This window comes from Chryseobacterium sp. 27AL, from assembly GCF_057815395.1.
In genome coordinates, this window is record NZ_JBYRIW010000003.1 from 254,503 (window position 1) to 281,355 (window position 26,853).

At 36.2% G+C, this 26,853-nt stretch carries 27 protein-coding genes; 7 read left to right on the top strand and 20 right to left on the bottom strand.

Annotation, left to right across the window (positions count from 1 at the left end; genetic code table 11):
• Positions 1–181: 181 nt before the first annotated feature.
• The 15 genes from AC3WV0_RS08635 to AC3WV0_RS08705 form a co-directional block, all read right to left on the bottom strand.
• Entirely contained in the window at positions 182–1,126 is a 945-nt protein-coding gene (locus AC3WV0_RS08635) for a transketolase family protein (RefSeq protein WP_488845724.1), read from the bottom strand.
• Between the two features lie 84 nt (positions 1,127–1,210).
• Positions 1,211–2,062 carry a transketolase gene (locus AC3WV0_RS08640; RefSeq protein WP_488845726.1) on the bottom strand — a complete coding sequence of 284 codons (852 nt, stop codon included), beginning with the start codon at positions 2,060–2,062 and terminating at the stop codon, positions 1,211–1,213.
• Positions 2,063–2,314: 252 nt separating this feature from the next.
• Positions 2,315–3,754 carry a sodium:solute symporter gene (locus AC3WV0_RS08645; protein ID WP_488845728.1) on the bottom strand — a complete coding sequence of 480 codons (1,440 nt, stop codon included), beginning with the start codon at positions 3,752–3,754 and terminating at the stop codon, positions 2,315–2,317.
• Between the two features lie 148 nt (positions 3,755–3,902).
• Positions 3,903–4,202, bottom strand: a complete 300-nt coding sequence (locus AC3WV0_RS08650) for a GNAT family N-acetyltransferase (protein WP_488845730.1) — start codon at positions 4,200–4,202, stop codon at positions 3,903–3,905.
• Between the two features lies 1 nt (position 4,203).
• Positions 4,204–4,602: an OsmC family protein gene (locus tag AC3WV0_RS08655; protein WP_488845732.1), complete on the bottom strand. Its 399-nt coding sequence runs from the start codon at positions 4,600–4,602 to the stop codon at positions 4,204–4,206.
• Positions 4,602–4,820: a (4Fe-4S)-binding protein gene (locus tag AC3WV0_RS08660; protein WP_312902293.1), complete on the bottom strand. Its 219-nt coding sequence runs from the start codon at positions 4,818–4,820 to the stop codon at positions 4,602–4,604. The genes AC3WV0_RS08655 and AC3WV0_RS08660 overlap by 1 nt, the downstream gene beginning before the upstream one ends.
• A gap of 83 nt (positions 4,821–4,903) precedes the next feature.
• The gene (locus tag AC3WV0_RS08665) at positions 4,904–5,437 is read right to left on the bottom strand and encodes an NADPH-dependent FMN reductase (protein WP_488845733.1); all 534 of its coding nucleotides are present in this window, start codon (positions 5,435–5,437) and stop codon (positions 4,904–4,906) included.
• Positions 5,438–5,455: 18 nt separating this feature from the next.
• Positions 5,456–6,358: a pirin family protein gene (locus AC3WV0_RS08670; RefSeq protein ID WP_488845734.1), complete on the bottom strand. Its 903-nt coding sequence runs from the start codon at positions 6,356–6,358 to the stop codon at positions 5,456–5,458.
• Between the two features lie 47 nt (positions 6,359–6,405).
• Positions 6,406–6,717 carry a GNAT family N-acetyltransferase gene (locus AC3WV0_RS08675; RefSeq protein ID WP_488845735.1) on the bottom strand — a complete coding sequence of 104 codons (312 nt, stop codon included), beginning with the start codon at positions 6,715–6,717 and terminating at the stop codon, positions 6,406–6,408.
• A 133-nt stretch (positions 6,718–6,850) separates the two neighbouring features.
• Positions 6,851–7,726, bottom strand: a complete 876-nt coding sequence (locus tag AC3WV0_RS08680) for a pirin family protein (RefSeq protein WP_488845736.1) — start codon at positions 7,724–7,726, stop codon at positions 6,851–6,853.
• Between the two features lie 344 nt (positions 7,727–8,070).
• Positions 8,071–9,474, bottom strand: coding sequence for a DHA2 family efflux MFS transporter permease subunit (locus AC3WV0_RS08685; protein WP_488845737.1), 1,404 nt, complete (start codon positions 9,472–9,474; stop codon positions 8,071–8,073).
• A 183-nt stretch (positions 9,475–9,657) separates the two neighbouring features.
• Positions 9,658–10,470, bottom strand: a complete 813-nt coding sequence (locus tag AC3WV0_RS08690; RefSeq protein WP_488845738.1) for a hypothetical protein — start codon at positions 10,468–10,470, stop codon at positions 9,658–9,660.
• A gap of 252 nt (positions 10,471–10,722) precedes the next feature.
• Entirely contained in the window at positions 10,723–12,417 is a 1,695-nt protein-coding gene (gene asnB, locus AC3WV0_RS08695) for an asparagine synthase B (protein ID WP_488845739.1), read from the bottom strand.
• A 311-nt stretch (positions 12,418–12,728) separates the two neighbouring features.
• Positions 12,729–14,393, bottom strand: coding sequence for a GLPGLI family protein (locus AC3WV0_RS08700; RefSeq protein ID WP_488845740.1), 1,665 nt, complete (start codon positions 14,391–14,393; stop codon positions 12,729–12,731).
• Between the two features lie 138 nt (positions 14,394–14,531).
• Positions 14,532–15,737, bottom strand: a complete 1,206-nt coding sequence (locus AC3WV0_RS08705; protein WP_488845794.1) for an RsmB/NOP family class I SAM-dependent RNA methyltransferase — start codon at positions 15,735–15,737, stop codon at positions 14,532–14,534.
• A gap of 148 nt (positions 15,738–15,885) precedes the next feature.
• On the opposite strand from AC3WV0_RS08705, the gene AC3WV0_RS08710 reads away from it, so the two are divergent.
• Positions 15,886–16,230, top strand: a complete 345-nt coding sequence (locus AC3WV0_RS08710; RefSeq protein WP_488845741.1) for a zinc ribbon domain-containing protein YjdM — start codon at positions 15,886–15,888, stop codon at positions 16,228–16,230.
• A gap of 450 nt (positions 16,231–16,680) precedes the next feature.
• Here the strand turns inward: AC3WV0_RS08710 and AC3WV0_RS08715 are convergent, their stop codons facing one another.
• On the bottom strand, positions 16,681–17,616 hold the full coding sequence (locus AC3WV0_RS08715; RefSeq protein WP_488845742.1) for a sulfate/molybdate ABC transporter ATP-binding protein: 936 nt from the start codon (positions 17,614–17,616) through the stop codon (positions 16,681–16,683).
• An 85-nt stretch (positions 17,617–17,701) separates the two neighbouring features.
• On the opposite strand from AC3WV0_RS08715, the gene AC3WV0_RS08720 reads away from it, so the two are divergent.
• The 4 genes from AC3WV0_RS08720 (at position 17,702) to AC3WV0_RS08735 (ending at position 21,942) form a co-directional block, all read left to right on the top strand.
• Positions 17,702–18,361 carry a YceI family protein gene (locus tag AC3WV0_RS08720; protein ID WP_488845743.1) on the top strand — a complete coding sequence of 220 codons (660 nt, stop codon included), beginning with the start codon at positions 17,702–17,704 and terminating at the stop codon, positions 18,359–18,361.
• Positions 18,362–18,489: 128 nt separating this feature from the next.
• Positions 18,490–19,500: a phenylalanine--tRNA ligase subunit alpha gene (gene pheS, locus AC3WV0_RS08725; protein WP_488845744.1), complete on the top strand. Its 1,011-nt coding sequence runs from the start codon at positions 18,490–18,492 to the stop codon at positions 19,498–19,500.
• Positions 19,501–19,664: 164 nt separating this feature from the next.
• The gene (locus AC3WV0_RS08730; protein ID WP_488845745.1) at positions 19,665–21,308 is read left to right on the top strand and encodes a sensor histidine kinase; all 1,644 of its coding nucleotides are present in this window, start codon (positions 19,665–19,667) and stop codon (positions 21,306–21,308) included.
• Positions 21,298–21,942 carry a response regulator gene (locus AC3WV0_RS08735; RefSeq protein ID WP_488845746.1) on the top strand — a complete coding sequence of 215 codons (645 nt, stop codon included), beginning with the start codon at positions 21,298–21,300 and terminating at the stop codon, positions 21,940–21,942. The genes AC3WV0_RS08730 and AC3WV0_RS08735 overlap by 11 nt, the downstream gene beginning before the upstream one ends.
• A 456-nt stretch (positions 21,943–22,398) precedes the next feature.
• Here AC3WV0_RS08735 and AC3WV0_RS08740 read toward each other — a convergent pair whose 3' ends face one another.
• Positions 22,399–23,169: a DUF3108 domain-containing protein gene (locus tag AC3WV0_RS08740; RefSeq protein WP_488845747.1), complete on the bottom strand. Its 771-nt coding sequence runs from the start codon at positions 23,167–23,169 to the stop codon at positions 22,399–22,401.
• A gap of 156 nt (positions 23,170–23,325) precedes the next feature.
• On the opposite strand from AC3WV0_RS08740, the gene AC3WV0_RS08745 reads away from it, so the two are divergent.
• Both AC3WV0_RS08745 and AC3WV0_RS08750 read left to right on the top strand, forming a co-directional pair.
• Positions 23,326–24,381 carry an NAD(P)/FAD-dependent oxidoreductase gene (locus AC3WV0_RS08745; RefSeq protein WP_488845748.1) on the top strand — a complete coding sequence of 352 codons (1,056 nt, stop codon included), beginning with the start codon at positions 23,326–23,328 and terminating at the stop codon, positions 24,379–24,381.
• Between the two features lie 77 nt (positions 24,382–24,458).
• A complete protein-coding gene (locus tag AC3WV0_RS08750; protein WP_409792566.1) occupies positions 24,459–24,788 on the top strand; it encodes a 2Fe-2S iron-sulfur cluster-binding family protein in 330 nt (109 codons plus the stop codon).
• 65 nt (positions 24,789–24,853) lie between these two features.
• Here the strand turns inward: AC3WV0_RS08750 and AC3WV0_RS08755 are convergent, their stop codons facing one another.
• The 3 genes from AC3WV0_RS08755 to AC3WV0_RS08765 all read right to left on the bottom strand — a co-directional run bounded on the left by AC3WV0_RS08755 (position 24,854) and on the right by AC3WV0_RS08765 (position 26,739).
• Positions 24,854–25,426 (bottom strand): hypothetical protein, encoded by a 573-nt coding sequence (locus AC3WV0_RS08755; protein WP_488845749.1) that lies wholly within the window; start codon positions 25,424–25,426, stop codon positions 24,854–24,856.
• 245 nt (positions 25,427–25,671) lie between these two features.
• Positions 25,672–26,253, bottom strand: coding sequence for an LOG family protein (locus AC3WV0_RS08760; RefSeq protein WP_488845795.1), 582 nt, complete (start codon positions 26,251–26,253; stop codon positions 25,672–25,674).
• Between the two features lie 252 nt (positions 26,254–26,505).
• Positions 26,506–26,739, bottom strand: coding sequence for a hypothetical protein (locus AC3WV0_RS08765; protein ID WP_488845750.1), 234 nt, complete (start codon positions 26,737–26,739; stop codon positions 26,506–26,508).
• Positions 26,740–26,853: the final 114 nt, after the last annotated feature.

Here is a 26,853-nt window from a genome sequence, read left to right on the forward strand (position 1 = left end):
TTTTGTAAATACTAAAAGATAAAGAGATTAAAGATAATTTTTAATAATATCAATAGAAGCGGGCTTTAGCTTTCTTGTTTCAATATATTAAGGCTTTAGCCAAACTTTATAAATTAATTTAATCCTTATAACAAAAAAAGTCTCCAAAATGGAGACTTAAATATATTTGAATCTTATGTAATTAAGCTAAAATTCTTTTTACTGCTTCTTTTACCGCAGCTGAATCAATTTTATATTTCTTCATCAGTTCAGCAGGCGTTGCAGACTCTCCGAATGTATCATTCACCGCAACGAATTCCTGTCTTGTGGGTTTTCTTCTTGCCAGCATTCCGGCAATAGATTCTCCAAGTCCTCCTAAATAATTATGTTCTTCAGCCGTTACAATCTTTCCTGTCTTTTCAACCGATTTTAAGATGATTTCTTCATCCAAAGGCTTAATTGTATGGATATTGATCACTTCGCAAGAAATTCCTTCTTTTTCAAGCTCATCAGCTGCCACTAAAGATTCCCAAACCAAATGGCCTGTTGCAACGATTGTCACATCAGTTCCTTCCTGTAACATGATCCCTTTTCCGATCTCGAAAGGCATATCTTCAGGAATAAAAACAGGAACTACCGGTCTCCCGAATCTTAAATAAACAGGACCTTCAAAATCAGCGATTGCCAATGTTGCGGCTTTTGTTTGGTTGTAGTCGCAAGGGTTGATTACCGTCATTCCCGGAAGCATTTTCATCATACCGATGTCTTCCAATACCTGGTGGGTAGCTCCGTCTTCCCCTAAAGTAAGACCTGCGTGGGAAGCACATATTTTTACATTTTTATTGGAATAAGCGATAGACTGACGAATCTGATCATACACTCTCGATGTAGAGAAGTTGGCAAAAGTTCCTGTAAAAGGAATTTTACCGGTAATGCTTAATCCTGCAGCAAGACCCATCATATTCGCTTCTGCAATACCCGTCTGAAAGAACCTTTCAGGAGCTTTTTCAATGAATTTCTCCATTTTTAAAGATCCGATAAGGTCTGCACATAGTGCTACAACATTTGGATGAGTATCTGCAAGTTCAGCAAGTCCGGCTCCGAATCCTGAACGTGTATCTTTTTTTTCTGTATATGTAAATTTCATGAGGATTTTAAATTTTATAATTGATTAATGATGAGTGATAATTGATTTGGAAATTATTCATCAATTATCACTTATCATTTATTATTAATAATCAGCAGGAGCTTCTAAATACAATTGTTTGAAGGCTGTGTCCAGTTGCTCATCATTAGGAGCTTTACCATGCCAGGCGTGAGATCCCATCATGAAGTCAACGCCATTACCCATCTGAGTATGCAGAATGATCGCTACCGGCTTTTCTTTTCCGGTTTCAGTTTTTGCTTTTTCAAGGATCGCAATGACCGCTTCAAGATCGTTACCGTTTTTCTCTTCAAGAACCGTCCATCCGAAAGCCTCAAGCTTTGCATGAAGATTTCCTAAAGAAAGTACATTGTCTGTACTTCCGTCGATTTGCTGTCCGTTGTAATCGATTGTAGAAATAATATTGTCAACTTTTTTAGATGCGGCATACATGAAAGCCTCCCAGTTCTGGCCTTCCTGCAATTCACCGTCTCCCTGTAAAGTATATACCAAAGAAGTATCTCCGTCTAATTTCTTGCCCTGAGCTGCACCTAAAGCAACCGAAAGACCCTGACCCAAAGATCCAGAAGCCACTCTGATTCCCGGAAGTCCTTCGTGAGTTGTCGGGTGTCCTTGTAATCTGGAATCTAATTTTCTGAAAGTTCTCAGTTCGTCCACCGGGAAAAATCCGAATCTGGCTAAAGTAGAATAGAATACCGGAGAAATATGCCCGTTTGAAAGATAAAAATGATCTTCATTCTTACCCTCCATGGAGAAAGGAAGTTTATAGTTCATTACCTTCCCGTAAAGCGCTGTAAAGAATTCAGTACAGCCTAAGCTTCCACCTGGGTGACCGGAATTCACAGCGTGAACCATTCTTAAAATGTCTCTTCTGATTTGCGTAGTAAGAGATTTTAACTCTTCGATGCTTTTACTCATTGCTTAGAATTTATATGCACACAAATCTACAATTTTTTAACGGCTTACGGAAATGTAAAAACCCGGATTTGTACCCGGATTTTAATCTTTTGGTGTATTTTTAATGATAAGTATTTTTAATTTTAAGGTAATTTGATTTTATATTTAATAATCTGATGAAGCATGAGTTAAATGTAATCAGATTTTTATCATTACGATATTTTTCATTTGGAAATGATAAGTAAAATGTAATAAGCGTGTATAAAACGTAAATTATTTTCTCCTGATCAGCCAAAGTCCGACAAATGTCAGTAAACCATTAATAATTAACAGTTCCAATCCTATTTTAAATTCTCCGAAAAGTGTTTCCTGGTATTTGTCGATAAAGAAAGAGATCAACGGTGCTGCAATACATACAAAAGGAACCAGTTTATCCTTCACTTTATATTTCGTGAAAATTCCAAAAGCAAATAAACCTAAAAGTGGTCCGTAAGTAAATCCTGCAAGCTTAAGGATTAACCCGATCATCGAATTGTCATTGATCACTTTAAAAATAATGACCATTATTAAGAAAGACAGCGCAACCAAAAGGTGAATGTTTTTTCTGAATTTTTCCTTTTTCCCGTCATCCCAATGTGTTTTTTCTCGCATTCCGAAAATGTCAATACATAGAGATGAGGTAAGTGCTGTCATTGCACCGTCTGCACTTGGAAATAAAGCTGAAATCAATGCAATGATAAAAATGATTGAGATAAACGGCGGCATATGATGTAAAGCAATATCCGGAAACAGTTGATCACCCGCACTGGAAACACTTTCCTGTGCACCGTAAAGATGCAAAAGTCCTCCCATATAAAGGAACAATGAGATAACACCTAGCAGAATAAATCCAAGCGTAACCATGTTTTTCTGAGAATCTTTCAATCTTGTTACCGAAAGACTTTTTTGCATCATTTCCTGGTCGATTCCTGTCATGGTGATGGTGATGAAAGCTCCAGCAAGGATTTGTTTGAGGAAGAAACTTTTCTGATTAGGATCGAAATCAAAAATTTTAGTGTACCCCTTTTCATTCATTGCCGTAAAGCTGTCGCCCAGGTTCAGGCCAAGGTGATTTAACATATATACGGTGCAAATGATCAGTCCCAGCAGCATACATGAGGTTTGCAGGGTATCTGTCCAGACAATGGTTTTTACACCTCCTTCATAAGTATAAAGAATGATCATCGCCAGAATAATCAAAGTCGTAACAATAAAAGGCACGCCAAGACTGTCAAGAATGGAAACCTGCAGGATATTGACAACAAGGTATAATCTTGCAGTGGCACCAACGAGCCTTGAAACAATAAAAATCCATGCCCCTGATTTATAGGAAAGCTGTCCCAGTCTCTGCTGAAGATAGCCGTAAATGGACGTAAGTTTCAGTCTGTAATACAGAGGAAGGAGAATGTAAGCAACAACAATGTAACCTATCAGATAACCTAAGGTGATCTGTAAATAGGAAAACTTATCATTTCCTACGGCGCCCGGAACGCTCACGAAAGTAACACCCGATAAGGATGTTCCGATCATGCCAAAGGCAACGAGCATCCAGTTACTTTTTCTGTTTCCGATAAAGAAACTTTCATTATCACTTCCTTTTCCGGTTTTGTAGGCTACCCAGAGCAGCAATGCGAAATAGACAATGATAATGGATAATAAAATAATCGGAGACATGTTCTGTTAAATTAAAATTTTAGCAAATATAGTTTTTTTATACGCTGTTCAAAAAATAAAAAAACCTTCCGGATCCGTACCGAAAGGTTGTCTTTTTGAAAAATTAAGGTTGATATTAAATCTTATCTATTTTAGCTTCAACCTCAACTTAGGCCTGTGTCTGATTTACCAAAACATCCTGAAGCTCCTCATGTTTCTGGAAAGTAGCTTTTGCAAAAGGACACAGCGGAATGATGGTTTTATTGTTTTTTCTTGCAAAATCTACCGCAGCCAAAAGCATTTCTTTGCCAACACCTTTACCGTTGTATGCTTCTTCCACTTCAGTATGATCAATAATGAACCGCCCGTCTCCTGCCCAGGTATAGGTCATAAGACCAGCATGGTTTCCGTCTATGAACGCTTCAAAATCTCCGTTTTTTTCGTTGTTTTTTTGTTTTACTTCAATCATGTTATGAAAATTTGGTTAGTATTTCAATATCGTTGGTCAGAATTTTATGAATCGGGCATGCGTCTGCGATGTTTCGCAGTCTTTTGATCTGTTCTTCGTCAAGAACTGTGCCTTCAAAAGTAATGTTTCTCTTAAAAATAGCCCTTTTGGTCAGCGGAAAATTTTCAAGCTCCACTTCCACATTGATTATATCTATATTCCATTCTTTTCTGTCGATATACATTCTGAGTGTTGCTGCCGTGCAGCTTGCCAGCGAAGTTGCCAGAATTTCGAAAGGGTTAAAGCCTTTGTTTTCTCCGCCTTTATCTACCGGTTCATCGGTGATCAGGATATTTTCACCGGCGACAACTTCAGTGTAATATTTCTCTTTGCCTAAACTGGCTTTTACGGTTATAGCCATTATATTGCTGTATTGAATTTATAACTTAATGCTCCGGAAGGGCAAAGGTTAATTTGATTTTTGAGTTCTTCTGCTGTTGCGTTTTCAGGTTTCAGCCAGGGTCTTTCTTTAGGATTATACACTTTAGGAAGTGTTTTTACGCAAACTCCTGCGTGAATACATTTTTTGGGTTGCCAGATGACTGTTATTTCTCCTGCTGCATATTCATGTGTTTCCATATCAATTTCGTTTAAAGTTTTTTATTCTTCTTTAAGGGATACAAATAAGGCATCGCTTAAAGCTTTTAACCTTCCTTTGGAGATCAGGTTGTAATTTGATTTTTAAAATTCAATATTTTATCTTTCAACTCCTTTAGCATTTCAGGCTCAATGACACCGGCTTCCAGATCAAAATTCTCATAGAACTTAGGAAGTGAAAAGGTTTCTTTTACATCTGCCCCGAATTGTGGAAAAAACGTTTTTGCTGTATTCATCACATTTCCGCCACCATATCCACCGGGAGAAGTAGACATGAGAAACATAGGTTTATTCTGAAAGACTTTAACATTGATTCTTGAAGCCCAGTCAAAAACATTTTTAAATGCTACACTGTAAGATCTGTTGTGTTCCGCAAGAGAGCAGATGATTACATCACATTCATCAATCACTTTCAAAAAATGATGGGCCTGATCCGGAAATCCTTTCTTTTCTCGGTCTACGGAAAATACAGGCATGTCGAAATCATTTAAATCAATTAAATTAATCTCCTCATTCTGAAAATCTTTTAAAACAAACTTTACCAGTTCTCTGTTGATGGAAGTGGAAGAGGTGCTTCCTGCAAATGCTAATATTTTCATAGTCTATTGTATTTCTCCCTAAGGTTTTCGGTTTAAAATAGCTTTTGGAAGCGGTACATATTCTTCTTCATCCCCAGGAACAAGAGGAAAAGCTTCATGATTCTGATCGTTCCAGTTTATTTTGGCCTGCTCAATCAGTTCCCTGTCTGAATTTACAAAATTCCAGAATATAAAGCGTTCTTCATCGAAAGGCTCGCCTCCGAAAAGATAAACCGTTCCGTTTTCGCTCATATCAAACTCGCAAAGCTTGGTATCTTTGGCGATCATCAGTTGCTTTGATCCGTAAGAATTTCCATCTGTCGTTACCGTTCCATCCAGCACGTACATGGCGGCTTCACCATAAAGATCTTTTCCGATGCTGATCTTTTTAGCGTCTTTTGTTTTAATTTCAATAAAGAACAGTTTGCTGTGCACCGGAACCGGTGATTTTCTGCCGAATGCCTCGCCTGCAATAAGTTTATACTGAATTCCATCCTCTTCCCAGACAGGTATTTCATCCGCTTCAGTGTGATGAAATGTAGGCTCCGACTGTTCAAGGTGTTTCGGAAGGCCTACCCAGATCTGGAAGCCGTGCAGTCTTTTGTCGGTATGCTTAAGATACTCAGGTGTTCTCTCGGAATGTACCACTCCTTTTCCGGCGGTCATCCAGTTAACAGCTCCCGGCTGAATTTCCACTGCGCTTCCGAGGCTGTCTCTGTGAAAAATTGAGCCTTCCAGAAGATACGTTAAAGTCGAAAGCCCAATATGTGGATGCGGCGGAACCTCAAGATTCTGATAATCTTTAAGTTCGGCAGGTCCCATGTGGTCGATAAAAACAAAAGGGCCAACCGCTCTTTTTTCGCGGAAAGGTAAAAGTCTTCCTACCAGAAAGTTACCGATGTCGGCAGATTTTTCTTCTATAATAAGTCCGATATTTGACATGATTTAATTTAAGCTGATATGATTTAAATGTTTGTATTTCAACTGCTTTATAGTTGGTCGTATCCGTGGAATCTTTCATCTACCACACGTTTCCATTCAGGATTTTTCCTGATGTAGGATTGTATATAGGGACAAAAGGGGAGTGCTTTCTTTTTATGATCTTCAATGTACTGAAGCGTTTTTTCTACAACTGCTTCAGCAGCACCGGTACCGGCAATCAGGAGATCGGATTCTGTATGATTCAGAGCAATTTGGCTTCCCATCTGGCGGTAATCAATGAATGCAGAGCTGCCGTTGAATTCTATTTCAAACCGTTCTCCGGTATTTTGTAAAGGAATATTTTCGAATTCTGACCTCATAGTTTTGTTGTTTAATATAAAGAATATCATCATTTAAAACAATTTTCCGATATCTGTTTTTATGACAAAACTTTATAAACATTTTCCATAAAAATAAGGAAAAATAATAAACTGGATTTAAATTAAGGCTAAATTAATCCGCCAGATATCCAAATCTTCCGATGTTATAATCTTCAAAAGCCTGCATGATTTCTTCCCTTGAATTCATTACAAAAGGTCCGTGCGCATAGATCGGTTCATTCAATGGCATGCCGCTGATAATAAGTATAATGCTGTCTTCCTGAGCTTCTATGGTAAACGTGTCCCCTTCGTTTTTAAATAAAACTAAATGATTGACAGAGGCTCTTTCGTTGTCATTTACAAGGATGCTTCCTTCGATAACCAGTGCTGCTGTATTGAAATCGGAAGGGAAATTAAATTCCGCTTTTCCGCCTTTGTTAAGTTTTGCATTCATCACATGAACAGGACTGAAAGTAAAAGCCGGGCCTTTCTTGCCATTGTATGTTCCGGCAATAATTTCAATAAAACCATCATTGCCAAGATCAACTTTTGTCATAGCTTCATTCGGAATAGCCTGATATTTCGGGCAACTCATTTTATATACTGCCGGAAGATTGACCCATAACTGAACCATCTGAAAAATTCCTCCTGTCTTTGCCCATTCGGTCTCATGATATTCTTTATGGAGTACTCCTTTTGCGGCAGTCATCCATTGTACATCGCCTTCTCCGATAATTCCACCGCCGCCTGCGCTGTCGTGATGCTGAACTTTTCCTTTATACGCTATCGTAACGGTTTCAAAACCCCTGTGAGGATGTACTCCCACACCACGAGGCTGTTCTGTTCCGTTAAAATGGAATTTTGCATTATAGTCAAGCATAATGAAAGGATCCATTCTTTTCATATCCATCCCCTGAATTCCCGGAATAAAGTTGTGAACTCTGAAGCCATCACCCACAAAGTGAGCCGGTTTCGGAGATACGATCTTTTCTACTGTTTTGGTTGCCATAATATTGTTGGTATTATAAAGCAAAGGTAAATCAAGTAAAAAACGGATACATTGATCTGTGATAATATCGGCCCGGCACATTTGATAAAAGAATCAATGATAAACCGTGAAAGATTTTAACAGTATGATTAAATTTAACAACAAACCATGGTAAAAAGATTCGTTATTAATTTTTTAATTATTTCATGAAAATCATAAACGCTAAGTTTTCATTTTTCAGATTAAATTGTTTAAGAAAGCAAAGATGGCAGATTTCTTCTGCTATTAAGCGTGATCTTAGTCATCCGTCTTAGTCCGAGAATGTTTGACTGGTAATTTGGTTGGATCGGTACCTACCTATCCAATTACGATTCTTTAGATTTCATATTTTTTCCATCCGAAATATGGAGCCTGCGGAAAACGAAACCGGAAATAATGGTGAGAATACCAATGGTCAGAAATGTATATCGAAAAGCATTGTGAGGTTCGCCGTGGATTAGATCGGTATTTTCAAAAATCTTTAGCACGATCAATCCAAATGCAATTCCGAAACCGATCGCCAGCTGCTGATTGACTGATAAAAGAGAGTTTCCACTGCTGGTCTGGAAATTTCGCAGATCGGCAATAGAAATTGTGTTCATCGAGGTGAACTGGATAGAATTAAAAAATCCCAATATGGCAATGATCGGTACAAACCAATATAAAGAAGTATTGATGTCAGGAATGGCTAATAAACAAATCAGGGTTCCTATGATAAATGTATTAATCATGAGGGTCTGGCGGTAACCGAATTTATCTAAAATTTTGATCACATACGATTTTCCGAAGATGGCTGTAAGGGCCATAGGAGCGATGATCCAACCGGAAGTCACTGCTGATTGCTTGTAAGCAATCTGTATCATCAGTGGCAGCAATAACGGAACGGAACTGATTCCCAGTCTTGTGGCCAGGTTTCCTACAATTCCTACCCGGAAAGTTCTCACCTGGAATAGGTTTAAAGGAAAAATAGGACTTTCATCTCTTTTTGCATGACGGTAATAATAATACATAAACAGGAATCCCAAAATGAAAACAATGAGAACCGGCGTTGTATTCTGAAGATCTCCGAAAAGTTCGAGAGAAATTGAAAGCAAAAGAGATGCAGCGGCAAAAATCAAAAATCCTTTGAGGTCAAAATCGACATCTGCAGATTTATAATTAGGCATGAATTTTAGACCTAATGTTATTCCTAAAATCCCGATGGGAATATTGATGAGGAAAATCCAGTGCCAGGAAAGATAGTCAACCATATATCCTCCGACCAACGGACCCAATACAGGACCAATCAGAGCAGGAATAATGGCAAAGTTCATCGCTTTCAGCAATTCGTTTTTATCAAATGTTTTGATCAGGGCTAATTTACCCACAGGGGTCATAAGGCTGCCACCGATCCCCTGAAGAACCCTCGAAATAACAAGGTGTGTAAGGTTTTGTGAGATAGCACAGAACAGCGATCCGAGACTGAACAATACAATAGATACTATAAAAACTTTTTTTGTACCAAACCGGTCTGCCAAAAATCCGCTGGCGGGCATGAATACTGCTAACGTCAATACATAACTGATGATCGCATTCTGCATATTGAGCGGTGATTCCTTCAGGTCACGGGCGATCGCAGGAAGTGAAGTGTTAAGAATGGTAGAATCCAGCATCTGCATAAAGATCGCGGTTGCCAGAATGAGTGGTAATGTTTTTTTTATTGAATTGGGTTGTGAAACTACTTCTGACATTTTTCTGAGTACTGGAAATCATTATCCAGGTTTATTTAGTTCGAGAATAAATAATGTTATGTGAAGCAATATTTGTTCCTTTAGATCTTTAATCTAAAAAAATTGACGGAGATTGGATTGTTATGTGATTGTAATTCTGATATTATAATAAAAAGTCCCGCGAGTTTCGCAGGACCTTAAAATTTATCTTCTTGGTTTTTCAACACCTTTCCATTCGTCGCCGGCTTTTCTGTACTGGCTCAGTTCGAAAGTTTTGAAATCTTTTGTTTTATACTCAATGTTGTCTGTATTTTGCTCAAACGGCATGATGTAGTAGTAATCTGCATCGGTTCTGTCTGTTTTGGTGCCTTTTTTTACAGAAGGTACATATTTAGAGAATTTATAGCTCGGAAGATATTGCTTAACTCTTGCGTAAAAAGCTTTATTCTCTTTCTCATCAGGGATGATGTCTACAATATTGAAGCTGTCTTTCTTTTTGTCGATCCAAAGATAATAGGTTTTGTCTTCACCTGTATTTCTGTTGGTAGAATTGAAAGCGAAAAGCTCTTTCGGTACCAGTTCTTTGATCTTTTCGGCATCTACTTTTGTATAATACTGTCCTTTTGAAGGATCAACGTATGTCTCAAGGTTATACATCAAAACAGAATTATTCTCAAGATTTTTATTTTTAAAATATTGATTCAGAGATAATTCTGCTGTTTCTCTTAGTTCTTTTCCTCGTGCATCCAGTTTTTTAGTAGGGTTCTGAGGGTTTACTTTTTTTACGAATTCGTATAAAACTTTAGGCTTTATGTCTTTAAGGTGAGGATATGTTTTCAGCTGCTCCGCTTTTACCAGCCAATAGTACTGTTGATAAAAGTCGTCTTTATCAGCATCCTTAACACTTTTATACACCATTGCAAGTTTTTTGGAGCTAAGATATTTGCCATATTTTCCCTGCCCGAAAGCCAAAGTCATGGATAATAAAGCAAATAAGAGAGTAATGTTTCTTCTCATTTTTTTATAATTGATTTTTCGTTTTCCAAATATAATTATTTATTAGATAATATTTTTGATTAACGGTTAAATTCTGACAATATTATTAAGGTTAATTCAAAAAAAAATCCTGTATCGCTACAGGATTAATAAATTTTGAATATCCGGCCCCAGCCAAAGACAAACTTTTCATAAAAGACTTTTTAGCTGGTAAATGGTAAATAATAATTATCCACGAATTTCAATTCACAATTCACCATTGACAATTCACTTTTACATCTTGGCTGTTTCTGCACTTTCACTATATGACGTTTCGTGTACCTTCACAGCTCTTCCGCTCGGATCATTCATATTTTTGAATGCTTCATCCCATTCCAACGCAATGGGAGTAGAGCAGGCAACGGAAGGAACGGATGGCACAGTAGCCGCGGCAGTTTCACTTGGAAAGTGCTCTTCAAAGATGGTTCTGTAGCGGTATTCCTCTTTATTCTGCGGCGTGTTTAAAGGAAATCTGAATCTGGCATTGTCCATCATTTCATCGGTCACTTCTTTTTCAGCAACAGCTTTTAATGTGTCAATCCATGAATAGCCGACACCATCTGAAAACTGTTCTTTCTGTCTCCATGCGATCGATTCAGGAAGGAGGTCTTCAAAAGCTTTCCGCAATACCCATTTTTCAATTTTTCCTTCTTTTGCATTTACCATTTTATCTTGAGGATTGATGGCCATGGCAATATCCATAAATTCTTTGTCTAAAAAAGGAACGCGGCCTTCAATGCCCCAGCTCATTAACGCTTTATTGGCTCTCAGGCAGTCGTAAAGGTGAAGCTTTCCTAATTTTCTCACTGTTTCATCATGGAATTCTTTTGCATTTGGTGCCTTATGGAAGTATAAATATCCTCCGAACAATTCATCAGAACCTTCACCTGAAAGCACCATTTTGATTCCCATCGATTTAATCACTCTTGCCAGAAGATACATAGGAGTCGAAGCTCTTACCGTGGTAACATCATAAGTTTCCAGATGGTAAATTACATCACGAATGGCATCGAGACCTTCCTGAACGGTAAAATTAACTTCATGATGCACAGATCCTATATAATCGGCAGCTTTTTTGGCCGCCGCAAGATCCGGAGATCCCACAAGCCCTACCGCAAAACTGTGAAGCCTTGGATACCATGCTTCCTGGGTATCTCCGCTTTCTACTCTCTGTCTCGCAAATTTTGCGGTTACGGCAGAAATCACCGAAGAATCCAAACCTCCGGAAAGCAGAACTCCGTAAGGAACATCACTCATCAGCTGTCTGTGAACGGCGTCTTCCAGTCCTTTTCTTAATTTATCAATATCCGTTTCGTTATCTTTTACCGAATCATAACTTTCCCAGTCTCTTTTGTACCATTGCTGAAGCTCGCTTCCGTCTTTGCTGTACACAAAATGGCCGGGCAGAAACGTTTCAATCTTTTTGCATATTCCCTCCAGTGCCTTTAATTCTGAGGCAACGTAATAATTTCCGTTTTTATCCCATCCCTGATACAGCGGGCAGATTCCCATATGATCTCTGGCGATAAGGTAAATGTCATTTTCTGTATCATATAAGGAAAAGGCAAAAATACCATTCAGTTTTTCAATAAAATCTTTACCGTATTTTCTGTAAAGTGCTAAAATAACTTCACAGTCTGATTGGGTCTGAAATTCATAATCGGGAAATTCTTCCTTTAATTCCCGATGGTTATAAATTTCTCCGTTTACAGCCAATACTACTTTTCCGTCTTTAGTGAAAAGAGGCTGCTTTCCTGAGGTAGGATCTACAATAGCTAATCTTTCGTGGGAGAAAACTACTTTTTCATCCTGAAATACACCGCTCCAGTCCGGACCTCTGTGACGGATTTTTTTTGACATTTCCAGAATTTGAGGTCTTAATATTTCGGTTTTTTGTTTTGCATCAAACAAACATACAATTCCACACATTTTTTATCATTTAATTTGAGACAAATGTATAAGTGTAGTTTATAATAAACAATAAAAAAAATCATTAAGTGAATATTTTTAACTTAATGATTGATTATAGCGAAAAAAATTAATTATAAGCTTTGATTAATAGGATTTTAGTTGATTTTTTTCATTGGCGACAATTCATATACAAAATAAAAACTAAAAAATCATTAATCTATGATAATTTATTACAGGAAATTTTGCCTTTACTTTGTGGCTCGAAATAATTTTTTTTCATCATTTGTGTTTTTACCTTCTTGCAGATCCAATTTGCGAGAAGGTTTTTTTTATTCAGTACCCAGCAGAACGCCTGAAACATTCCATGAGCTGAAGCTCGTACCTTCAGTAGGTCCCTGGGGAATTTTAACCTGAATCATATGCTTTCCTGCTTTTAAATCACCAAGAGGAATAAAATTGGGATTCGTCACTGTTCCCGGGCACCAGTTAGAGCGGCTCAGGTCTGATGAAGAAAGCCCGTCACCAAAATTTCCCGAAGCAGGATTGTAAAGACGGTACGAACCGCAGTCTGAACGCCAGGGAATAAATGAAAAAGCCATTTTTCCGTCTAAAAAGATTGAGTTTAATTTTGGAATAAACTCGTCGCCATTTTCCCAACCGCCATGGCCGGTCGTAGTATATCTGAGCTGTGCGTTTTTCAGATCTTTTTTCAGGGTAAATTCTACAAATAAACCTTTGTCCTGATTAAACATCGTTGAATAATCCTGGTCCGCCATTTCCATAATATTCAGCGTATTGAATAAAGGAATAACAGCGTTGTTTTTATGAATGTTCTGATCACTTTTATGGATGGTGATTTCCAGACTTACTGTATGTCCGCCTTTATCATAATTTCCTATAAATGTCCCCACCCAAAGTTCTTTTCCGCTTAAAGAAGGCTTCAGCTCCGTAATATCCTGACGGTACGGACTGGTGGTCTGCCAGGTTTTATCTTTCAGTTGAAGATTGTTAAATTTATTGATTCCGAAAGCGGTAAAAAAACGCATCATTTCAACTGCCGGATTATAATTTTTCGTTGCGGTAACCCCGAAATATTGTTTTCCATTTCCATTATCATACATCGGTAGCGTTTTTACACCATTTTCCAGTCCGTCAAGGAAAGATTCTTTTTTGTCCTGGGGAATAAAAAATACCGTTCCGGTTCTGTCATAGGCATCACCATTGGATTGCTGTTTTAATTCCACGAAAATATTTTCACCTTCCGAAATTTCCGGGAACGTAATTTTTTTCAGGATAATGGTTCCTTTAGCGAATCTTTTAATATCATTACCGGATTTCGAATCATCTGAAAAATTGATGGTTTCATTGCTGAAAATTTTTAAGGTTGTAAATCTGCTTTTCCAGACCATATCTCTGTAACCGAGCTGGTCGGTAGAAGTGACATTTTTGTCAAGAATTTTATCAATATCAGTTTTCTTTATTTTTTTGACTGATGTGGCGGTGATGAGTGAGTTCTTATTTCTTTCGATTTCTAAGACAAATCCTAAACTTTGACCTAATACCGAAGGCCCGCCTTGAATTTTAAGGTCATTGGTATACCAGATTTCAATAGTATTGGAATTGATTTTGGTTACCGCTTTTTTACAGTTGTATCCCAAAATTTTCTTCGATTCATTGGTAAATTCAAATGTTTGCTTTCCAACAGTTTCCGGATCGGAAGTTGAAATTATTTCGTTGTTTTTTAAAAAGGCGTAAGAAATTACCGTGTTCGAAGGCTTCTCAATTTTCGTTATTTCATAAGGAAATTCGGCTTTTTGTTCCCTGATTTTGGTGTTCAGGATAAAATTTTCCTTTTCACTGGCCAAGACTAAAGTGAGCGGCTGATCCGCTGTTATTTTTCCGTTGTACGAGCTTACATACTGAACTTCATATGTTTGTGCGAAGATAAATAATGAAAAAAGGCTAAAGAAAATGAATGAAATTCTTTGATACATGTTAATTAATGGTTTTCACAAAGATATATTTTAATATTAATTTCTTTATCTAAATAATTAACAAGGTGATTTTAGATTTTAAATAAAAAAACTACCCTGACATCAGAGTAGTTTGTACTTTTTATGAAAATTATAATTTTATGAAACTCTTTCAATAAGAGCCATATAAAATCCGTCGTATCCCTGGCTAGGCATTACTTTTTCATCCTTAATCATTTTGAAATTCGGATTGTTTTTCAGAAATTCTTCTACCTGCTCATTATTTTCAGAAGGTAAAATAGAACACGTTGCATACACCATTTTTCCCCCTTTTTTAAGCATTTTAGAATAATCCTGAAGGATCTGCTGCTGCTCTCCTTTAATCCTGTCTATAAAATCCTGATCGATTTTCCATTTGCTGTCCGGGTTTCTCTTTAAAACACCGAGTCCAGAACAGGGAGCATCAATTAATAGTCTGTCAGCCTTGTCGTGAAGCCTTTTGATTACTTTATTGTCAGTGATCAGCCGTGTTTCGATGTTATGGGCTCCGGCTCTTTTGGCGCGGCGTTTCAGTTCGGCCAGTTTCCAATCAAAAATATCCAGCGCAATGATCTGTCCTTTATTTCCCATCAAAGCTGCAAGGTGAAGGGTTTTTCCACCAGCACCAGCACAGGCATCAACAACTCTCTGACCTTCCTTTACATCAAGGAAATAGCCGATTTTCTGTGAAGAAGCGTCCTGTACTTCAAATAATCCTTCTTTAAATGCTGTCGTTAGGAAAACATTTTTCTTCTCTTCCAGTTGAACAGCATCCGGATAATTTTTTATAGGATATGACGTAATATTTTCATCAGCAAGATCTGAAATAAGCTCTTTTGTTGTGGTTCTTAAAGAGTTGGTTCTCAATACAGTCGGTGCCTGCTCATTTAATGCGTGCATTTCTTTTTCCCATTTTTCGCCCAGCTCCTTTTCCAGGGTTTCAGCAAGCCAGTCAGGAATAGAATATTCAATAGCTTTTGTAGGGACAGTTCCTTTCTTGAGCTTGGTAAGAATATCGGCAATTTTTATTCCGTCAAATTCTTCAAACTTTTTATAATTGGTTTTACTCCACAGAAGATAGGCAATAATCAGCTTGTAGACATTATTGGGTTTTACGCCTTCGCCCATATAATATTCAAGACGTTTTTTCCAACGGATGATGTTGTAGAAAATCTCAGAAACAACGGCTCTGTCCTGGCTTCCCCATTTCTTGTTTGCTTTTAAAAGTCTTTCGATTACTTTATCGGCATATTTATTTTTCTCAAAAAATGTTTCCTGTAAAGCATCGTGAATACCGATGGCTAAGTTTCTGTGAATAAGTTCCATAAAATTGGTTCTGCTATTTTGAATCTGCAAAAATACGACTTTTAATTGATAAGCAAGGAGTAATTCATTGAGTCATCTTTTAATCCTTTCTATCATTCAATTTTTAAATGCCTGATTTTAATCCTACCTTTGCAAAAAATTAATACATATGAGTGATACTGTACTTTGTCCGAAATGCGGCTCAGAATTTACCTATCCAAGCGATAATATGATGGTTTGTTCCCAATGTTTCTACGAGTGGAATCCTGAGGAGGCTGCTGCAGAAACCTCCGATTCTGGGAAAATTTTAGATTCAAATGGTAATGAGCTTCAGGACGGAGATTCTGTTGTTGTCATTAAAGATCTTCCGGTGAAAGGTGCTCCAAAGCCTGTAAAAGCCGGAACAAAAGTTAAAAATATTCGCTTGAGACCAGGCAGCGATCATAATATCGATTGTAAAATTGATGGTTTTGGCGCGATGGCTCTGAAATCGGAATTTGTGAAAAAGGCATAAAAAAAGGAAAGAATTGGACAGTGTAATCTTTCAAAAAACTAGATTGCAGAACTGCTAATTTTCGTTTTAGGAGGCAGAAAGAGAATTAACCAAAAATTTCCTTATGCTGTGGAAGTACAAATGTAAGAAAAACTTTTAAACCGGATTCTTGCATTTGTATTTTTTTATACACAATTTCACAATAAGTATTGGAAAACGTGAAGCTTATAGCTGTAAAAGGCGAAAGCCAAAATGTTTTATGAAATATTTTTAAGAGCCTTTTTTGATTCTGTAAAATTTTATTCTTACTATTTTTTTTGGAGTTATTTCCCGCTTTCGCTACTCGCTTTTCCGGGTTTTGGTTTCTGCGGCGGCGAAGCCGCCGCAGAAACCAAAACCCGGAAAGAGCTCAGACATGCCGCTCAATCGGGACTAGGGTTTTTGTCGTTCTCCGAAATGGAAGGAAAAGTACTAATCAAATGTAATATTCACTGATTTTTCAATTCGCTGATCGGTGTATATGATCAGCTCTTTATTTTTAGCCATTATTTTATTCCAATAATGATTTCCGGCGAACCGGCTTTCCAGAACTTCAGCTTCAATACCGTTTTCCGCAACTTTTATTTCCTTGGGATAATATGAAAATTTCCGGATACCAAAATCCGCCATTTCAGTTTCGCTAAAAATATTTACTTCCCCAAAAAGTTTGGCTACATAAGAATTATAAGGATTTCTGAATGTTTCTTCCGGCTTTTCATTCTGAATCAATCTCCCGTTCTGCAGTACCACGATCTGATCCAGCCACGGAATAATATCCTGAAGCTCATGAGTAGAAATGATTAGTGAAATATGCTGCTGCTTAACATATCTGAATAATTTTTCGCGCAGTTCAATTTTTCTTGGGAAATCCAGGTTGCTGAATGGCTCATCGAGAATCAGGAGTTTTGGAAGCACAGAAAGTGCTCTGGCAATAGCAACCCTCTGCTGCTGGCCACCACTCAGGTATTTTGGCAGAACATTGGCAAATTCTTCCAGACCGACAACTTCCAGTAATTCAGAAACAGTTTCTTTCTTTTTTGTCAAATTAATATTGGAAATAAATTTACCTACATTTTCAGCTACCGTTGCGTAAGGCATCAGATCAAAATTCTGAGCGACGAATTTCATTTTGGCTTCCCCGGGAACAAGATTTCCTTTCGGACCAAGCAATTTTTCACCGTCAAAAATAATATCGCCACTCTGCCAGTCGAGAAGCCCGTAAATAAGGCTTAACAAAGTCGACTTCCCGCAGCCGCTTTCTCCGGCAAGTGCAATAATCTTACCTTCTTCAAACCTTAGGTTAAGGTTCTCAAATAAAGGTTTTTCCTTGGAATATGAAAAGTATAAATTGTTTATTTCTAATAGCATATTACAAATGTAATGAATTGAAATGTTTTTAGGAAAGAACCGTTTTTTTTATTATTTTAGCAGAAGTATTAAAAATTTAAAAATTATGAAAAAAAGGCTATTTTCGATAGTTTTTTCTATGTTTTTGGGGGCATTGGTCATGATTTCCTGTAAAAAGGAGAAACCTGTTTCCGGCGGAAGTGACGAAGCCGTTACTTCTAAAGATGGCACCCAATTTACAGTAGATACTTTAAACAGCAAGGTAGAGTGGAAGGGATATAAAATTTTTAAATCTGAAAATACCGGCCACTTCGGAACCATTAAATTTGAAAGCGGCGACGTTACCGTGAAAGATTCCAGGTTGGAAAGCGGGAAATTTGTTGCAGATATGGCTTCCCTTACTTCAGAAGACCTTAAAAATAATGCTTCTCAGCTCGAAAAACTTAATCATCATCTGAAAAGCAATGATTTTTTTGAAGTTGAAAAATTCCCGACGGCATCTTTTGAAATTACAAAGGTAACTCCTTCTGCTGAAGGTGATTATAATACAATTCTGGATGGTAATTTGACGATAAAAGGAATTACAAAACCTGTTCAGTTCAAAGCTAATGTTTCTGTAAATGATGGTGTGGTAAGCATTGCTACAGAGCCTAAAGATATCAGCAGGGAAGAATTCGGCGTTACATTCCAGAGCCCGGTCGAAAATGGAGTGATCAAGGATGAAATAACACTCCAGATCAACGTTAAAGCTTTAGAGAAAAAATAATTTTTTTATTTAAGTGAAATAAGTGATTGAAGTCTGCCTCCGCACGGGGCAGATTTTTTTAACAATTTAAGGAAAAATATTTCGCTGAAAAACCGTATTTTTGCAAAACATTTTGAAAGGGTAAAACAATGATAGAAAAGATAGAAGAGTTACTGGTTGAGGTAAACAGCTTCAATGCCACATCAAAAGAGGAGATTGAAAACTTCCGTATCAAGTATAATGGAAAAAAAGGAATTCTGAATGATTTTTTTGAAAAGTTTAAAGAAGTTCCTAACGACCAGAAGAAAGATTTCGGACAGAAGATCAATACTCTAAAGCAGGCAGTTAACGTAAAACTGGAGGATTTGAAAAATGCTTCAGCGTCTTCTGTTATAGTGGAAAAAGAAGATCTTACAAGGCCTGCATTTCCTCTGGAACTGGGGTCAAGACATCCTATCAATCTGGTAAAAAACAGAATCATTGAGATTTTTAAATCTATTGGTTTTGCCGTGGCAGACGGACCTGAAATCGAGGACGACTGGCACAACTTCACTGCATTGAATCTTCCGGAATACCACCCGGCAAGGGACATGCAGGATACCTTTTTCATTGAGCAGAATCCTGATATTTTGTTGAGAACACACACCTCTTCGGTACAAATCCGTTACATGGAGGAAAATCAACCACCTATCAGAATCCTTTCTCCTGGAAGAGTTTTTAGAAATGAGGCTGTATCTTCACGTTCACACTGTATTTTCCACCAGATCGAAGGTTTGTATATTGATGAAAATGTGAGTTTTGCAGACCTTAAACAGACCATTCAGTTTTTCACTACGGAACTTTTCGGAAAGTCTAAAATCAGATTAAGACCTTCTTATTTTCCTTTCACGGAGCCTAGTGCTGAGATCGATGTTTATTGGGGTTTAAACTCCGAAACGGATTACCGAATTACGAAAGGCACCGGATGGCTTGAAATTATGGGCTGTGGAATGGTTGATCCGGCAGTTCTTAAAAATGTAAGTATTGATGCTGAAAAATATTCAGGGTATGCTTTTGGGATGGGAATTGAAAGAATCGTAATGCTTCTTTATCAGATGAGTGATATCAGAATGTTTTTTGAAAATGATATCAGAACGCTTGAGCAATTCAAAAGTCTGTAATTATTTAATATATTAAACAAAATTTGAAAAATCCTGTAAATTATTTTACAGGATTTTTTATTAATTTTACATTCTAATTTACACTAATGTTTGAAAAATTAAGTTTTAGGTCAAGGAGAATTGTTCATTATTCATTAATTGTATGCATACTACTGATACAATTTTTGATTGGAGGATTTTTTTACAACGAGTTCGTTACCAAGAAAAATTTAAAATTTATTGAAGGACAGCTGAAAGAGATTCATTCATTGGAAAATCTTACAGACGAATCTAAAAAACACCTGATAAATGCACAGGTTGATTTTAGGAAATATCTTTTAAATAATGATAAAAAATATCTGAAATCATACTTTGAATCTTTAAGTGAACTTGATAAGAATCTCATTCGTATTGGAAAATATGAAAATAAATATCCGAGATTAAAACAGGTTGAAATTTTAGAGAATGATAATCCGAAAGAAGTAAGAAAGTTAAAATCTCTTATTGATTCTACCTATGAATATTCTACAAAAACGAATTTGACAACTAAAAACGATTTTCCCAAGCTCAAAAAATACAATCTTGATTATAATTTCAATAAGTTTGATATTGAAACTAAAACGTTCACTGATAAGATAAAGAAAAAAGGACTTTTCGGTCGTCTGGGTGATGCAATATCCGGGAGGGAAAATGTACGTAAAGAAAGCACGATCGTTACTGTAAAGCAAGGCAAAATTCCTGATACAGCTTTTATAAAAGCAGAGTTTGACAGTATATTGAATGTTGTTAATAATCATTATACCGGACAAATCAGGAAAATACAGGTTAATGTTACTCAAAGACAGAATGACAAAACTTCATTCTACAAGATCTTCAGTAATCTGCTGATGTATGGAAACAGCGTTTTGAATATTTATGAATATGCAATCAAGGACTCCCGAGCCGATCTTGAAAAAGAATACTACAAGCAAAATTCAATCAACAACAGAATTAGGATGAATCTTATTTTTGGCGCAATGATTATTATGCTTGTCATATCTATATTAATCATGATGCTCACAAGAATAGCTTTTTCCTACGAGAAAAAACTGAAAACAGCTAACAGTCAGGCGGTTGCTAACCTTGAATTTAAAAACAGGATTTTAGGTATGTTAAGCCATGAAATGAGATCTCCGTTGAAAATTATGGGCATACTTATTAACAGAATCAGGGAAAAAACTAATGATGATGAAATAAAAGAATATCTGAAATCATTTGATTTTACAAGTAATGCTTTACTGATACAGTCTAACCAGATATTAGAATATGCCAAAAATCAAAAAGTTAAAAATAAATTAATTCCTGTCAGTTTCAATCTTAATAATCAGATCCAATCGATACTGAATTCTATCGAAACGTATATAAAAACAAGAAATAATAAATTGATTGTTGAAATTGAAATAGATCCAGCCTTGGTAGTTTTTTCGGATAACGCAAAGATCAATCAGATTTTTATGAATATTTTGGGAAATGCTAATAAGTTTACGGAAAACGGACAAATAACAGTCAAAATAAAAACAGAAAAAAAAGATTCTGAAACAGTTACGTTAATTACTGAGATCAGTGACACCGGGCTTGGGATCAAAGAATCTGATCTTAAAAAGATTTTTGAGCCTTATTATCAGGGTGTTTTATCAGAAGATGTAGAAAATATCGGCGCGGGGTTGGGCCTCAGCTTATGTAAAGAGCTGATAGCGTTATATGACGGAGAAATATCTGTACAGAGCGAGATAAGAAAAGGAACAACAGTTAGTTTTTATCTTAACTTAAAAATTAATAATGAAGTATAAAGACGACGAGCAGTTTTATTTTTTATTGGCAGATGATCATAGTCTTATCCGTCAGGGAATGATTTTTATCCTGGATGATATGGGTATTAATTATCAAGCTTTTCATGCATCAAATTTTCAGCAGATCATGGAATGCATAAATTCCCATCTTATAGATATCGCCATTGTAGATGCTTACTTTCCTGAAGGAAGCAGCCTTCAGCTTATACCTGATATCAAAAAATGCCAACCAGAAATTAAAATTCTTATTTTTTCCGGAATTGATGAAAATATACATTCTTTAAAGTTCCTGAATGCAGGAGCTGACGGTTTCTTAAGCAAACTTAATGAAGAGGAAGAGATACAAAAAGCGCTCTATTCCATCATAAAAGAAGGAGAATATACTTCTTCAGTAACAAAAAGTTTATTAATGAATTCTTTGAAAAACAGAGATCTCCTTAATCCATTGTTTTCTTTGACAGAAAGGGAACTTGAGATTGCCCAAATGTATGCTGAAGGTTATGGAAATCTGGAAATTGCCAATGTTTTAAGTGTTAAGCAAAATACAATCAGCACCATAAAAAAAAGGATATTTAAAAAGCTGAAAATTGATAATTTATTAGAATTGGTTGAATTACTTAAAAATAATTCGTAGTTCTTGTAGATAAATATCTACAACTCTGTCGATATATATCTACAATATTCGTGATGATTTTATATTCATAGAGCAATATCTTTGTACCATAATAATTAATTATTATAGCCCCGATTAAAAAACGATCTTTGATTCTAAGAACACAAATGATGAATATAAAAAAGAGTCAAAGATCAAAAAAAACGCAATCGACGATATTATAAGTGAGGGGCATACTGGGGAAGCAGAATCTACTTACAAAAGATCTGAGATTGCAAAATTAAACCTCCGAAATTTTCGGAGGTTTTTTGTTTTTAATTACTGACCTAGAAACAAAACGTAATTAAAAACGATGATATAAATTTACAACGGTTTCCTTTCAGCGTCTATTTAAAAGACAATTATACTTATCCGTTCATTACATAAAAAGCAAAAAGTCTGTAAACCTACAGACTTTCTATTATTGATAATATTTAATTATTTTGAAAATTTCAAAGGATATTTCACGTTTTGATATCCATCGATACTGGCTTTTAAAGATCCTACTGCCAGTTCTGCTTTCAAAAGCATCGGTACATGATTGGCATCATTAGATACCCACATCGTAACACCTTCCTTTTCTTTAAAAACTCTTCCGCTTTTTACAGAAGGGATTATTTTTAGACAATTTATTGTCCCAAATTTTGTCTTGAGATTTTCGGTTCCGGTTACTTTAAGCTGAAAAGGAAACATTTCATCGTCAATCCAGACATTCATATTAATTACAGTCCCTACCCGAAGCTCTGCCGGACTTTTACTTCTTAAATAATAAAAGCACGAAAGCATATCCTGGACACCTTTTACCGATTTTATTACTTTAGAACCATTAGCAGGAGTTTTTTTATCTGTCAGAACTAAAGTATTATTGTCATGATTAAAGACTGTTTCAAGATGTTGCGTATAACTTCCTTCTCTTACATTCCTTACATAGAAGCTGGGAAGCTCAGTATTCATATTGATATAACTTTCATAAAGATCATCAACTTTAAAAAATGCTCTTACAGCCCCTGTAGTTTGTCCGGTTCCTTTTACATATAAATGGGGAACGCCTTTGTACGTCGTTTTTTTTGCTGTTAAATTGGCTGTCCCGGCATTAAGAAACCCATAATGAATTCTTAATGTGATAGACTCACCATCTGAAATATTGGTAATCTGACTGAAACTTAACGTAAACAGAAACAGCAGAAATGAACTTAAAAATTTCTTCATAATCAAAATTTTACAAAAACGTTGCCAAATATTATAACTTCAAAATTTGGTGGATATTTGATAAATCTCAGTTTTTTATTTAGACCGAATTAAATATGCTTCGCGTTAAAATTAGTAAATTTGCAACCACAAGTATAATTAAATTATCTTATTATTATGATAACGACCGATATATTGATCATAGGAGCCGGGCCAACCGGGCTTTTTGCTGTATTTGAAGCAGGTTTACTAAAAATGAAGTGTCATATTATTGATGCACTTCCTCAACCGGGAGGACAATTGGCTGAGCTTTATCCTAAAAAACCTATTTTCGATATTCCGGGTTATCCGTCTGTAAATGCCGGAGAGCTTATCGATAACCTTATGGAACAGATCAAGCAGTTTCAGCCTGGCTTTACGCTGGGAGAAACCGCCGTTTCATACACCAAAGTTGATGACGAATGGTTTGAGGTAATTACCAATAAAGGAACAGTTCACAGAGCCAAAGCCATTGCGATCGCAGGAGGTTTGGGAACTTTTGAGCCAAGAAAACCAACCATTGATAACATTGCTGATTACGAAGAAAAAGGGCTTGAATATTTCGTGAAAGAGCCTGAGCATTTCAGAAATAAGAAGGTGGCCATTGCTGGTGGGGGAGATTCTGCGCTGGATTGGAGTATTTTCCTTTCTAATGTTGCAAGTGAAGTGACGTTAATCCACAGAAGAAATGAATTCCGTGGTGCGTTAGATTCAGTAGAAAAAGTTCAGGATCTTAAAAACGAAGGGAAAATTAAATTGATTACCCCTGCTGAAGTTACCGCTATCAAAGGTGACGGAAAAGTAGAAGCCATTACAGTAGCTGTAGACGGTGAAGATCCTTATGATATTGAAACAGATTATTTTATTCCATTATTCGGATTGACGCCAAAACTGGGTGAAATCGGAAACTGGGGACTGAATATCGACAAAAATGCAATTGTGGTAAACAATGCGCTGGATTATCAGACCAATATCGAAGGAATCTACGCCATCGGAGATATCAATACATATCCCGGAAAGCTTAAGCTTATCCTTTGTGGATTCCACGAAGCAACGCTTATGTGTCAAAGCGTTTACAACCGATTGAATCCTGGAAAAAAATATGTCTTAAAATACACAACAGTAAGTGGAGTAGACGGATTCGACGGAAGCAGAAAAGAAGCTGAGAAGGCGGTTGTGAAAAAAATTGACTAATTTAGTTGCCGGTTGCCGGTCTGTTGTTTGAAAACGATGGATCACTATCAACCTCAACAAAAGAACGATCAACTAATATGAGCGATATAAATATAAAAATCACCGACAGAGAAGGTGTAACCCACGATATTGTAGCCCCTACGGATATGTCTATGAACTTAATGGAAATCATTCGTTCATATGAACTGGCAGAAGAAGGCACCATCGGGGTGTGCGGAGGAATGGCCATGTGCGCTTCCTGTCAGGTTTATGTGGTTAATGATCCCGGACTTGAAGAAATGGGTGCCGAAGAAGATGCCATGCTTGGAGAAGCTTTCCATGTGCAGGATAACAGCAGGCTGGGATGCCAGTTGCATATTGTTCCTGAAATGGAAGGACTTGAAGTGGAAATTGCTCCTTATCCTTAGAAAATTAAATTTTAATCCGAAATATAACAACTCCCGAAGATTTTCTTCGGGAGTTGTTTTGTAGACTATCTAATTAATCCCGTAAATGGATTCTTTAAAATTTTTGCTTTTGGATTATATTTTTGGACTAGTGATTCAACGATAATTTCTTCTGCAAAAGTACATTTAGGTCCTAAAGTTAGTTCCATATTTTCGAATGCAAAATCACTAATTGGCATAAAATAATTTTCAATTGGAACAGGAATCTTTTTTGTGAAAATTTTTTGAAAATCATTTAATGGGTGAAGTGTTTTTCCATAGATATCTTTCGTTGGAAGAACGAAAAATGTAAATCTGACTTCTTGCTGAAATTCCCAAATTCTAGATTTATATTTCCCAATTTCACCTATTTTAATTGTGAAATTTTCGTTTTCGGTTCGAAAAATTTTCGTTTTTAACAAACTTTCATCATCCGTATATTCTATTTTATGAAAATGCTCTGTGAATGGTAATATCCAATATTTTTCATGAAAACATTCGTCTTTAGGAACTAAGGAATTTTCAATAAAACTATTTTCATCAATTCCTACAACTTCATCACTCATAAAACTATATAGTTGAAATAAATTACGTGAAATTTTAATTCTTACTGCTCTCATATTAGGTGTATACATATTCCAAAATGCTAAATTTTCATCTTGATTGCTTGTCCAACAAGAAACTAGTTTATATGATGATAAATTTAAATCGTTTTCATCGAGAATTGAGTTTCATTAATATCATCAACATTTTTCAAACTATTAAATCTGATTTTTTTGCTTTGAAGAATTAATGCGAGAGTTTCAATTGAAGTGTAATGATAAATGTAATCTTCCATGTGATAAATATAATTGTTATAAATCAATTAGACTCCATCCTTCGAAATCCACTTCCCAACCGTCGGAGCTTCATAATTTTTCATCATCTCCAGAAGATCATCAATATCATTACTTATCAACAACATATCACGGTTAATTTGCTTTAAAAAACCTTTGTCAACCATTGTTTGAACCAGTTTAATCAAATCATTATAAAATCCGTCAATATTCAGAATGCCAATCGGTTTTTGATGAAGCCCGAGTTGAGCCCATGTAATCATTTCAAAGAATTCTTCCAGTGTTCCATAACCTCCCGGAAGTACGATGACACCATCGCAGAGCTCATTCATTTTGGTTTTTCTTTCATGCATGGTTTGCACCAGAATTAATTCTGTCAGTTGCTTATGGGCAATCTCTTTTGACTGTAAAAAGTAGGGAAGGACACCAATTACTTTTCCGCCTGCATGTAAGGCTTCATCTGCTACAGCTCCCATTAAACCAACGTCTGCGCCGCCATAAATCAATTGTATATTATTTTTTGCCAATGTTTGACCAAGCAGTATTGCCTGTTCTTTATAAATGTCTTCCGAACCGAAACTTGATCCGCAGAATACGGTGATGCTTTTCACGATTAAATTAGAATTAAATTTTTCTTTTTTGAGGGGATTGTCTGTTTGAAAAGAAAGATAAAATTTCCACATTGCTATCATTTACACGATAATACATAGTGTTAAATTGCAGAATAATTGCCTTGTGAACATCTTTGCTTTCGGATACAGGAAATATAAAAGGATTTTGAGATATAATTTCTATTGAATTTTCAATTTTATGAACAAGTTTTCTGATCTCTTTATCTGTAAAATTATTTTGACCAAAAAATTTTATAACCACTTTCCATATAACCGTCTGGCTTCGGAATGTGGCTTTAGTTCTTCATTATCCGCTTGTGATATTCCCTTTTCAATCGATTTTTTTTCTTCTTCAGAAATTGAATTCCACCAGTCTTTGGTTTCCTCTTTCCTGAATTGAATCAGTTTTTTAATGATAGAAGCATCCTCCAATGTGGATAACCATTGAATTAATTCAAGTTTTTCATTGAGAGTCTGTGTATTCATAACTGGTATTATTTATTCAAATTTATAATTTTATATAACAATGTGCAAAGATTCAAAAACAAAAAATATCCAAAATCAAAACGATTTTGGATACTCATATAATTTATTTTATAA